The sequence below is a fragment of the Arthrobacter sp. SAFR-179 genome (assembly GCF_059414945.1).
On the sequence record NZ_JBPFDM010000021.1, the window covers coordinates 1 to 10801 of the forward strand.

Consider the following 10801-nt stretch of genomic DNA (forward strand, 5'->3'; position numbering starts at 1 on the left):
GCAAAAACGGCAGCAGCCCGCATCGGCCCCACAGTATGCGAACTGGAGGGCCCAATACCGATCGAAAACAGGTCAAAGACTCCGACTGCCATAACTAAATCCTTACTGAAAACTCTGATGGGGTGCGTGGCCGGGTTTGGGTGCGCCTGGCCGAATTCCTCCGCGGGCTCGGTCACGTAGACGCCCGCTGAGCGGACGTGACGCTCCCTTAGACGCCCGCCTCCGGAATCCGCCCAGTCGCGAACGCCCGTCACCCAGGCGACAGGGCAAGCATGCAACGCACACGGACGCGTCCGGACGGGAGCAGGAAAGACGCACGTAGTCCGCGTCCACTCACTTCCTGTATGCCCGGCCCCATGCATCGTGGCCACGTGGGCACGAGGGGCCGGCGGAGCCGGACTTTTCGAAAGCGTGCGTCAAAGCGAGGAACGAGCAGCACGCGTGAAAATGTCCGGTCCGCCGGTCCCGGACCCAGCCACGCTCAGGACAGTGGTGAGATCCCCGCGTAGAGCGGGTGGGACTTTGCCAGGGCTTCGACGCGGTGACGGAGCCCGGACAGGTCCGTGCCGACGTCGGCAATCAATGCCTCGGCGATGATGTCCGCCACCTCGCGGAAGGCATCCTCGCCGAAGCCACGGGTGGCCAGGGCGGGGGTGCCGATGCGCAGGCCGGAGGTGACCATCGGTGGGCGGGGGTCGAACGGGACGGCGTTGCGGTTGACGGTGATGTCGATGGCGGCGAGCCGGTCTTCGGCCTGCTGCCCGTCGAGGTCGCAGTTGCGCAGGTCAACGAGGACCAGGTGCACATCCGTACCGCCGGACACAACGCTGATGCCCTTGGCCGTGACGTCGGGCTGGACCAGCCGTTCTGCCAGGATACGGGCACCGGTCAGGACGCGTTCCTGCCGTTCGCGGAACTCTTCGGACGCGGCGATCTTGAACGCCACGGCCTTGCCCGCGATCACGTGTTCCAGCGGGCCGCCCTGCTGGCCGGGGAACACAGCCGAGTTGATCTTCTTGGCGATGTCGGCGTCGTTGGTCAGGATGATGCCGCCGCGCGGACCGGCGAGGGTCTTGTGCGTGGTGGATGTGGTGACGTGCGCGTGCGGGACAGGAGACGGGTGCAGGCCCGCGGCCACCAGGCCGGCAAAGTGCGCCATGTCCACCATGAGGTAGGCGCCCACGGAATCGGCGATGCGGCGGAACTCGGCAAAGTCGAGCTGGCGGGCATAGGCGGACCAGCCGGCAACGATCAGCTGCGGCTTGTGCTCCTGGGCCAGGCGCTCCACCTCGGCCATGTCCACCGTGTGGGTGTCCTCGCGGACGCCGTACGGCACCACGTTGTAGAGCTTGCCGGAGAAGTTGATCCGCATGCCGTGGGTCAGGTGGCCGCCGTGGGCCAGATTGAGGCCCATGATGGTGTCGCCCGGCTTGATCAGTGCGTGCATGACCGAGGCGTTGGCCTGCGCGCCGGAGTGCGGCTGGACATTCGCAAACCCGGCTCCGAACAGGGCCTTCAACCGGTCAATGGCCAGCTGCTCGATCACGTCGACGTGCTCACAGCCGCCGTAGTAACGCTTGCCCGGGTAGCCTTCGGCGTATTTGTTGGTCAAGACGGAGCCCTGCGCCTGCATCACTGCTGCGGCAGTGTGGTTCTCGGAAGCGATCATCTCCAGGCCGTCGCGCTGGCGGCCCAGTTCGTCGTCGATCTTTGCTGCAATCTCCGGATCCAGATCGGCGAGGTGGGCGTTCAGGCTGGGGGAGACTACCTGCTCAAAGGCGACGGTCCCTGCCGATGCAGCCCCGCTCACAGCTCGCCGCCGTTCGCTGCTGCGTACTCCTCGGCCGACATGAGCGGGCCTTCCTCGGTAACGGCCACCTTGAAGAGCCAGCCGGCGCCATAGGGATCGCTGTTGATCAGGGCGGGATCCGAGACCACACCGTCATTGATCTCGATGACCTCACCGGTCACGGGGGCGTAGAGGTCGGAGACGGACTTGGTGGATTCCACCTCGCCGCAGGTTTCGCCGGCCGTCACGGTGGAGCCCACCTCGGGCAGGTCAACATACACGATGTCACCCAGGGCATCGGCAGCCACGGCGGAAATCCCGATCCCCGCAGGGCCGGATCCGTCAACGGCAACCCACTCGTGCTCGGCGGAGTACTTCAGTTCAGAAACAACTTTGCTCATGACTTTTCCTTACGTTTGAAAACTGCGGTGGATTACTTTTGGCGCTTGTAGAACGGGAGGTTGACCACTTCGAAGCGCTCGGGCTTGCCGCGGAGGTCGATGTCCAGGACGGTGCCGGCTTCAGCGAATTCGACATCGACGTAGGCCATCGCCACGGGGTATCCGAGGGTGGGGGAGGGCTGGCCGGAGGTCACTTCGCCCACCAGGCTGCCGTCCTTGAGGACGGGGTAGTGGGCACGGGCGGCGCGGCGTCCGGTGCCCTTGAGGCCCACCAGCTTCTGCCCGATGGTTGAACCGACTCCGGCAGCCTTGATGGCGGCCAGGGCCTCCTTCCCCACGAAGTCGCTTTCCTTGGCCAGCGACACCACGGGACCCAGGCCGGCCGCGTAGGCGTTCACGTGCCGGGAGAGTTCGTTGCCGTAGAGCGGCATGCCTGCTTCGAGGCGGAGGGAGTCGCGGGCGGCGAGGCCGGCGGGGATGAGCCCGTGGTCGGCGCCAACTTCAAGCAGCGCTTCCCACAGGCCGGCGGCGTCCTCGTTGGGAACGTAGATTTCGAACCCGTCCTCGCCCGTGTAGCCGGTGCGGGCCAACAGCAGGTCCTGGCCGTTGATGTCCACCTCGACGGCGGCGTAGTACTTCAACTCCCGGACCAGTGCGTGCCGTTCGGCCGGGACCAGCTTCAGGAGGATCTCCTCGGAATTCGGTCCCTGCACGGCGATCAGCGAGGTCTTCGCGGAGGCGTCCTTCACGGTGACGTCGAAGTTGGCGGAGCGCTCCAGGAGTTCCTTGGCCACAACCGCGGCGTTGCCCGCGTTGGGGACCACCAGGTACTTGTCCACGCCTTCTTCGGGGGACGGGCGGCGGTAGGTGATGAGGTCGTCGATGATGCCGCCGTCGGCATCGCAGATCAGCGAGTACTTCGCTTTTCCGACGGCGACCGCGGACAGTTTGCCGGCCAGGGCGTAGTCCAGGAACGCGGCGGCATCGGGGCCGGTCACCCAGACTTCGCCCATGTGGGAGAGGTCGAACAGGCCGGCGGCGTTGCGGACGGCGTGGTGCTCGGCGAGCTCGGACTCGTACTTGAGCGGCATCTGCCAGCCGCCGAAGTCCGTGAAGGAGGCCCCGGCTTTCTTGTGCTGATCATAGAGCGCGGTGTAGTTCTCAGTCATTGGAAGTCCTCAGTTTTCAAAATCGGCTGTGCTGTCCTCGAACGCTTCGAGGGGCGGGCAGGAGCAGATCAGGTTCCGGTCGCCGGCGGCGCCGTCGATCCTGCCCACGGGCGGGAAGTACTTGTCCTGGCGCAGGGAGGCAACGGGGAAGACTGCCTGCTCGCGCGGGTATGCGCGGTCCCAGTCGGAGCTGACGACGGCGGCCGCCGTGTGGGGGGCGTTGCGCACCGGTGATGCCTCCAGGGTGAAGTCACCGTTGGCTACCTGCTGGATCTCGCCGTGGATGGTGATCATGGCCTCTATGAAGCGGTCGATCTCGGCCAGGTCCTCGGACTCGGTGGGCTCCACCATCAGGGTTCCGGCGACGGGAAAGGCCAGGGTGGGGGCGTGGAAGCCGAAGTCGATGAGCCGCTTGGCCACATCTTCGGCGGTCACACCGGTCCTGGCGGTGAGTTCGCGCAGGTCCAGGATGCACTCGTGCGCCACCAGCCCGCCTTCACCCGTGTACAGGACGGGGTAGAACTCGTTCAGGCGTGAGGCGACGTAGTTAGCTGCCAGCAGCGCGGATTTGGTGGCCTCGGTCAGGCCTTCGCCGCCCATGAGCTTCACGTAGGCCCAGGAAATGGGCAACACGCCTGCCGAGCCGAATCGGGACGCGGAGATCGCAACCCCGTGCCCGTCCTCGTGGGCGGCCTTGTTCGCATCGCCGGGCATGAACGGCGCGAGGTGCGCCTTGGCGGCAACCGGCCCAACACCGGGGCCGCCGCCGCCGTGCGGGATGCAGAAGGTCTTGTGCAGGTTCAGGTGGGACACGTCGCCGCCGAACTGGCCCGGCTGGGCCAGGCCAACGAGGGCGTTCAGGTTGGCGCCGTCAACGTAGACCTGGCCGCCGGCGGCGTGGACGGCGTCGCAGACCTCGCGGACGTCGGCGTCGTACACGCCGTGGGTGGACGGGTAGGTGATCATGATGGCCGAAAGGACGTCCTTGTTGGCCTCGATCTTCGCCGTGAGGTCGTCGTGGTCGATTGTCCCGTCCGCGGCGGTGGCGACGACGACGACCTTCATCCCGGCCAGCACGGCGGACGCAGCGTTGGTGCCGTGCGCCGATGCGGGAATCAGGCAGACGTTGCGCTGCTGGTCCCCACGGGAATGGTGGTAACCGCGGATCGCCAGCAGGCCCGCGAGCTCACCCTGGGAGCCGGCGTTGGGCTGGATGGACACTTGGTCGTAGCCGGTGATCTCGGCGAGGTCGGCTTCCAGCCCGGAAATCAGTTCACGCCAGCCGGCAGTCTGGGAATCGGGCGCGAACGGGTGGATCGATGCGAATTCAGGCCAGGAGATGGCCTCCATCTCGGCGGTGGCGTTCAGCTTCATGGTGCAGGAGCCCAGCGGGATCATGGTGCGGTCCAGCGCCAGGTCCCGATCCGACAGGCGGCGGATGTAGCGCAGCAGCTGGGTTTCGGACCGGTGGGTGTTGAACACAGGGTGCTGCAGGTAGTCGGAGGTGCGCAGCACTGACTCGGGCAGCTCGAACCCCTGGGCGTCACTCACAGGACCGGCACCAAAGGCGACGGCGACGGCCGACAGTGTTGCCGCCGTCGTCGTCTCATCAACGGAGACGCCCACGGTGTCCGCGTCGATGAAGCGCAGGTTGATGCCGCGGGCTTCGGCTGCGGTGATGACCTTGGCGGCCTTGCCCGGAACGTGGACTGTGAGCGTGTCGAAGAAGGAATCGCTGACCAGTTCGCGGCCCATGGAGCTGAGGGTTGTGGCCAGTACCCGGGCCTTGCGGTGGACGCTTTCGGCGATTGCCTTCAGCCCGTCCGGCCCGTGGTACACGGCGTAGAAGGAGGACACGATGGCAAGCAGCGCCTGGGCGGTGCAGATGTTGGACGTGGCCTTCTCGCGGCGGATGTGCTGCTCGCGGGTCTGCAGGGCCAGGCGGTAGGCGGGCGCGCCGGCGTTGTCCTTTGAAACACCCACGATCCTGCCGGGCAGGGTCCGTTCCATGCCCTTGCGGACTGCCATGTAGGCGGCGTGCGGCCCCCCAAAGAACAACGGCACGCCAAAACGCTGGGTGGAGCCGACGGCGATGTCGGCACCCTGTTCACCGGGAGGGGTGATGAGGGTGAGGGCCAGCAGGTCAGCGGCCACGGTCACCAGCGCGCCACGCTCCTTGGCCTCGGCGATGACGGCGGACTGGTCCCAGACCCGGCCGGAGACACCCGGCTGCTGCAGCACCACGCCGTTGATGTCACCCTCGGGCAGGCCCCTGGAGAGATCGGCGACCTGCACCTCGAAGCCGAGCGCCTCCGCGCGGCCCAGCACGATGGCGATGGTCTGCGGGAGGCAATCGGCGTCGAGCACCGTCTTGCCGTCCTTGGCATCCTTGTTCTTGTTCGCCCGGCGCATCAGCAGCACGGCTTCAGCCACCGCCATAGCCTCGTCGAGGAGGGAGGCGTTGGCCACGGGAAGGGCCGTCAGGTCCTGCACCATGGTCTGGAAGTTCAGCAGCGCCTCCAGCCGGCCCTGGGAAATCTCCGGCTGGTACGGGGTGTAGGCGGTGTACCAGGCCGGGGACTCAAGGATGTTGCGGCGGATCACCGGCGGAGTCACGGTGTCGTAGTAGCCTTGGCCGATCATCTGGACCGCGGTCTTGTTCCTGGCGGCGATCCGGCGGAGTTCGGCCAGGACCTCCACCTCGCTGAGGGCGTCGGTCAGCCTGAGCGCAGTTTCCTGACGGATGGACGCGGGGATGGCCATGTCAACGAGGCCGTCCACGCTGTCGTAGCCCACGGCCTTGAGCATGGTGTCGACGTCGGCCTGGCGGCGCGCGCCGATATGGCGGTCAACAAACGATGTTGGATGCGATTGAATCGTCATGAGGAACTCCAGTTCTGGCCGGCCAAAGGTGGCACGGCGTGGGATGGGTTCCTCCCCGCTCTGTATTGGACCTGAGAGATTCCGCGTTGCCTGCTCTTGGCAGGGGGCCGCTTGCACCGTCGGTGAACCAGGCAGAAGCCCGGTTGCTTTCCAGAGTCGCCTCGCCGTGACGGTACGTGGGCCTGAGAGATTCCTGGGGAGGATTTGCTCCTACGGCGCCTGCCCGGTGTTTTGCCGGGAGGACTCTCCCGTCACAGCTCGAAAGGCTTATTCAAATGTGGGTGATTCGGCTCACAAGGTATCGGGATTAGCGGCTCGTGGCAAATCGGGCGGCCGCCGCTGCGGGTGGATCCGGCCCTGTAAGGCCATTCTGTCCCGCTTGTGTCACGGCAGGTTTGACTTTCGATCGTGACCGACACCACACTGAACCCCGGGATTGGTGCTGCCGGTGGCCGGCTCAACCTATCCGGAGCGGCCCACCGGCCGGCGCCCATCCCAAATGCAGGACCCGCCGCGGCCCCCGGGGCTGCGGCTTCCAACTGAACATGCCTTCGACCTGCGGCGGGAGAGCCCTGCCGGTACATTCAGCAGGCGCCGTAGGAGCAAATCCTCCCCAGGAAACTCTCAGGCCCACGTACCGCCGCGGACAGGCAACTCTGGAAAGCAGCCAGGCAAGTTCCTGGCTCACCGACGGTGCAAGCGGCCCTTGGCTGCGGAAACTCTCAGGTTCACTACAGAGCGGGGAGGAACCAAATCTTTTGCGGTACCCAAATGCCGCTTTATCGATGGAGTTCCTCATGGCGATTCATCCCCCCACGTCCAACGGCGAACCTGCGCGCAACGAAGCCGCAAACACGCCCGCCCGCAGCGAGCCACCCCACCTTGAACGGCAGCTCACCAACCGCCACATCCAGCTCATCGCCATCGGCGGAGCGATCGGCACCGGCCTTTTCATGGGCTCCGGCAAGACCATCTCCGCGGCCGGCCCGTCTGTGATCTTCGTGTACATGATCATCGGCTTCATGCTGTTCTTCGTCATGCGGGCCATGGGTGAACTGCTGTTGAGCAACCTGAACTACAAGTCCTTCAGTGACTTCGCGGCCGACCTCCTGGGGCCGTGGGCAGGTTTCTTCACAGGCTGGACGTACTGGTTCTGTTGGGTGATCACCGGAATTGCTGACGTGATCGCGATTGCCGGCTACTCCAAGGAACTCTGGCCGGGGCTTCCGCTTTGGATCCCGGGCCTGGCCACGGTGGGCATCCTGCTCCTGTTGAACCTCGCCACGGTCAAGGCTTTCGGCGAGACCGAGTTCTGGTTCGCCCTCATCAAGATCATCGCCATCGCTGCCCTCATCATCGTGGGCCTTTTCATGATCTTCACCGGCTTCCAGAGCGACGCGGGCACGGCAAGCTTCACCAACCTTTGGAGCCATGGCGGCTTCTTCCCCAACGAGTTCATGGGCTTCGTGGCCGGATTCCAGATCGCCGTGTTCGCCTTCGTGGGGATCGAACTGGTGGGCACCACCGCCGCCGAGGCCAAGAATCCCGAGCGCACGCTGCCCAAGGCCATCAACGCCATCCCAGTTCGCGTGCTGCTGTTCTACGTCGGCGCCCTGGTCATCCTGATGGCCGTCACCCCGTGGACCCAGTTCGCCGCAGGCCACAGCCCCTTCATCGGCATGTTCTCCCTGGCCGGCCTCGGCGCCGCGGCCACAGTGGTCAATCTGGTGGTCCTCACCTCGGCCATGTCCTCCGCGAACTCCGGCATCTACTCCACGTCCCGCATGGTCTTCGGCCTGGCCCAGGAAGGGGACGCTCCAGGCATGTTCGGCCGCCTGTCCACGAGGAAGGTGCCCAGCAACGCCCTGTTCCTGTCCTGCGTCCTGCTGCTGTCCGGCGTCGTACTCATGTATGCCGGCCAGGACGTTGGCAAGGCCTTTGAAATGGTGACCACCGTGTCAGCCGTCTGCTTCGTCTTCGTCTGGTCGATCATCCTGGCCAGCTACATCTCTTTCCGCCGCCGCCGGCCGCACTTGCATGCGGCATCAAAGTTCAAGATGCCCGGTGGCATCCCGGCCGTGTGGGTGGTCTACGCGTTCTTCGCCTTCGTCCTGTGGGCCCTGACCACCCAGCCCGACACCCTCGTTGCACTGCTGGTAACACCCATCTGGTTCGTCATCCTTGGCGTGGCGTGGGCCATCCTCCGCCGCCGTCCGGCGCACCTTGCCCGCTTCGAGGTCTTCCGGGCTGAACTCCGGGCCGATGAAGCTGCCGCCGGGCGCTCCGCAGGCCAGGACTCCGCTCCGGCCGCGCGCGGGGTTGAGCGGGCCAGGAAATGACAGTCGGCGGTTCAGCAGCTGTGCTGGGTTGATCAAGACGCCCTGGCGGCCATGACTTCCCGCTTTGATGCTGCGGCAGGAACTGCATGATTCTGCCGCAGCATCAGCCCGGTCCGGTCCGGAGCTGGAGCTGCGGAGCCGTGGACCTGCGGCCAGGAAAGTTAAGCATGCTTAGTGTTTGTCCACATAGGATGGAATGAGCACGGCAGCTTACCGCTGCAGGTCGATTTGAATGAAGGTGACCATGGCCCGGCGCAGCAACCCAGCAGTACGCATCGCACAGGAAACCGCCCACAATGCAATGTTCGATTCCGAGGGCAAGCCAAAGCCCGGGGTCCACAACATGCTCATGAAGGCAGTGCAGATCCAACGGCCCCTGGTGGTTGGCTACATCCGCCGGCTCCAGAAGAAGCATCCACGTGCCACCGCTGCCCAGCTGGCGGAGATCGCAGAGCGCGACTACCTGCGGGCCGTGGCCGGCGGGGGTGCCCTGGTGGGTGCCACCGCCGTCGTCCCCGGTGTTGGAACCGTGGCGTCGCTGGGACTTTCGGCCGCCGCCACCGTTGGTTTCCTGGAAGCAACAGCCCTTTACGCCACCTCGCTGGCTGAACTCCACGGCATCCGCCTGACCAATCCGGAAAAGGCCGGCACCATGGTCATGGCCATCATGCTTGGCGAGGAGGGCACGGCCCTGCTGGGCACACTCAGTGGCCAGGCATCCGGAGGGCCCACCAACACCTGGGGCAACGCGCTTTCAAAGTCAATGGTGGGGCCGGGATTCGGCAGCGTGCGGAAGCGGATCCAGCATGCCTTCCTCAAAAACCTGCTTAAGCGCCAGGGAACTGCACTGTTCGGCAGGGCCCTCCCGTTCGGCATAGGGGCGGTTGTCGGCGGAGCCGGTAACCTCGTGATGGGCCGTGCGGTGGCCAAGAACGCCCGGGAGGCGTTCGGGCCGATGCCGGACACCATCCCCGGGGAGCTGAATGCCGCCGCCGGGCCGGACAACCTGACGCTGGAAGGCAACACATTTGGATCTCAACGCTGACGTAGGCCAATCATTCGGCTCCTGGACCGCGGGCGGCGATCCGGCGATGTTCCAGCTGGCCACCAGCGCCAACGTAGCCTGTGGCCTCCACGCAGGCGACCCCGTCACCATGCTCGACAGCTGCAGGGCGGCATACGAACTTGATGTCACCGTCGGCGCGCACCTGGGCTACCGGGATCTGGCCGGCTACGGGCGCCGCATGCTGGGGATGAGCTTCGACGAGCTTTTCGGTGACGTGCTGTACCAACTTGGCGCGCTCGACGGCGTGGCGCACGCCGTGGGTGCCTCCGTGGACTACGTGAAGCTGCACGGAGCGCTGTACGAGACCACGGTCCACGACGCCGAGCAGGCCTCGGCCGTTGTCGCGGCAGTAAACGCCTACGATCCAGGCCTTCCGTTCCTGGGCTTCCCGGGCTCGGAGCTGCTGAAGCAGGCCAAAGAAGCAGGGCACCCGGTCTTCGTCGAGGCCTTCGCCGACCGCGCCTACCTCCCTGACGGCAGCCTGGTGCCGCTCTCCGACGAAAATGCAGTCCTTCCTGACGTCGACGCCGTGGTTGAGCGGGCCGTCCGCCTGGCCACGCAAGGTGAACTGGTGGCTGCGGACGGCACGGTGGTAGCCCTCCGGCCGGACTCACTGCGTCTTCAGGGCGGGAGCCCCGCGGCGGTAGAGATGGCAGCCAGGATCAGGTCAGGACTCGAAGCTGCAGGGGTAGTACTGGAGCCCTTCGCGTAGGACCGCGATGACAGGCCGGCATCAACCTGACAGCACGAACGGTTTGGTGAAGAATTCCGCCCACACCGGATCCTCTGGTGACAGGTCGTTGAGGTCAATGAGTTGGTCGTCGTCCGGTTCCCACTGCGGGAGGTCGTCCGGGCAGGCTTCCATGCAAGGGGTCCCGGCGGACACCGGCATGATGCCCGGTGGCCACTGGGTTGGTTCGTGGTCGGGGTGTTCGGGTTTGTAGTGTCGGCCGGTGGGTGAGGTCCAGCCTGGCGGTCCGTTGTGGGTGGCGGGGTCGGGGATCCATGGCCGGGCGTGTTTGAGCCGGTGGTGTTTTGGGCAGAGCTGCGCTAGGTTTCGGACGTCTGTTCGGCCGGCGTGTTCCCAGGCGGTGAGGTGGTCGGTGTCGTTGTCCGGGGTGTGGTTGCTGCAGCCGGGGAAGGTGCATTTGCCG

General features: G+C 65.8%; 9 protein-coding genes and 3 riboswitches. Of the genes, 3 read left to right on the top strand and 6 right to left on the bottom strand.

Features of this window, described 5'->3' with window-relative positions; translation table 11 throughout:
- The 5 genes from ACR65K_RS20515 to gcvP all read right to left on the bottom strand — a co-directional run.
- The coding region (locus tag ACR65K_RS20515; RefSeq protein WP_440154732.1) for a serine dehydratase beta chain at positions 1 to 92 on the bottom strand (92 nt) is incomplete at its 3' end.
- Positions 93 to 481: 389 nt separating this feature from the next.
- The gene (gene glyA / locus ACR65K_RS20520; protein ID WP_440154726.1) at positions 482 to 1810 is read right to left on the bottom strand and encodes a serine hydroxymethyltransferase; all 1329 of its coding nucleotides are present in this window, start codon (positions 1808 to 1810) and stop codon (positions 482 to 484) included.
- Positions 1807 to 2190 carry a glycine cleavage system protein GcvH gene (gene gcvH, locus ACR65K_RS20525; RefSeq protein WP_043451773.1) on the bottom strand — a complete coding sequence of 128 codons (384 nt, stop codon included), beginning with the start codon at positions 2188 to 2190 and terminating at the stop codon, positions 1807 to 1809. Before gcvH ends, glyA begins: the two co-directional genes overlap by 4 nt.
- A gap of 32 nt (positions 2191 to 2222) precedes the next feature.
- Complete coding sequence (gcvT, locus tag ACR65K_RS20530; RefSeq protein WP_440154727.1) at positions 2223 to 3359, bottom strand: glycine cleavage system aminomethyltransferase GcvT; 1137 nt, start codon at positions 3357 to 3359, stop codon at positions 2223 to 2225.
- Between the two features lie 9 nt (positions 3360 to 3368).
- Entirely contained in the window at positions 3369 to 6242 is a 2874-nt protein-coding gene (gene gcvP / locus ACR65K_RS20535; protein WP_440154728.1) for an aminomethyl-transferring glycine dehydrogenase, read from the bottom strand.
- Positions 6243 to 6402: 160 nt separating this feature from the next.
- Positions 6403 to 6503: riboswitch (glycine riboswitch) on the bottom strand.
- 291 nt (positions 6504 to 6794) lie between these two features.
- Positions 6795 to 6892, top strand: a riboswitch (glycine riboswitch).
- A riboswitch (glycine riboswitch) is annotated at positions 6893 to 6989 on the top strand.
- A gap of 50 nt (positions 6990 to 7039) precedes the next feature.
- Here gcvP and cycA point away from each other — a divergent pair.
- The 3 genes from cycA to ACR65K_RS20550 all read left to right on the top strand — a co-directional run bounded on the left by cycA (position 7040) and on the right by ACR65K_RS20550 (position 10359).
- Positions 7040 to 8581 carry a D-serine/D-alanine/glycine transporter gene (gene cycA / locus ACR65K_RS20540; RefSeq protein WP_440154729.1) on the top strand — a complete coding sequence of 514 codons (1542 nt, stop codon included), beginning with the start codon at positions 7040 to 7042 and terminating at the stop codon, positions 8579 to 8581.
- Between the two features lie 244 nt (positions 8582 to 8825).
- Positions 8826 to 9626 (top strand): hypothetical protein, encoded by an 801-nt coding sequence (locus ACR65K_RS20545; protein WP_440154734.1) that lies wholly within the window; start codon positions 8826 to 8828, stop codon positions 9624 to 9626.
- Entirely contained in the window at positions 9610 to 10359 is a 750-nt protein-coding gene (locus ACR65K_RS20550) for a LamB/YcsF family protein (protein ID WP_440154730.1), read from the top strand. The genes ACR65K_RS20545 and ACR65K_RS20550 overlap by 17 nt, the downstream gene beginning before the upstream one ends.
- A 21-nt stretch (positions 10360 to 10380) precedes the next feature.
- Here the strand turns inward: ACR65K_RS20550 and ACR65K_RS20555 are convergent.
- The coding region (locus ACR65K_RS20555; RefSeq protein ID WP_440154731.1) for an HNH endonuclease signature motif containing protein at positions 10381 to 10801 on the bottom strand (421 nt) is incomplete at its 5' end.

Excerpts from the sequence above, each read along its gene's own strand:
- gcvH (WP_043451773.1), bottom strand. The coding sequence starts at position 2,190 with ATGAGCAAAGTTGTTTCTGAACTGAAGTACTCCGCCGAGCACGAGTGG.
- gcvT (WP_440154727.1), bottom strand. The coding sequence starts at position 3,359 with ATGACTGAGAACTACACCGCGCTCTATGATCAGCACAAGAAAGCCGGG.
- gcvP (WP_440154728.1), bottom strand. The coding sequence starts at position 6,242 with ATGACGATTCAATCGCATCCAACATCGTTTGTTGACCGCCATATCGGC.
- cycA (WP_440154729.1), top strand. The coding sequence starts at position 7,040 with ATGGCGATTCATCCCCCCACGTCCAACGGCGAACCTGCGCGCAACGAA.
- ACR65K_RS20545 (WP_440154734.1), top strand. The coding sequence starts at position 8,826 with ATGGCCCGGCGCAGCAACCCAGCAGTACGCATCGCACAGGAAACCGCC.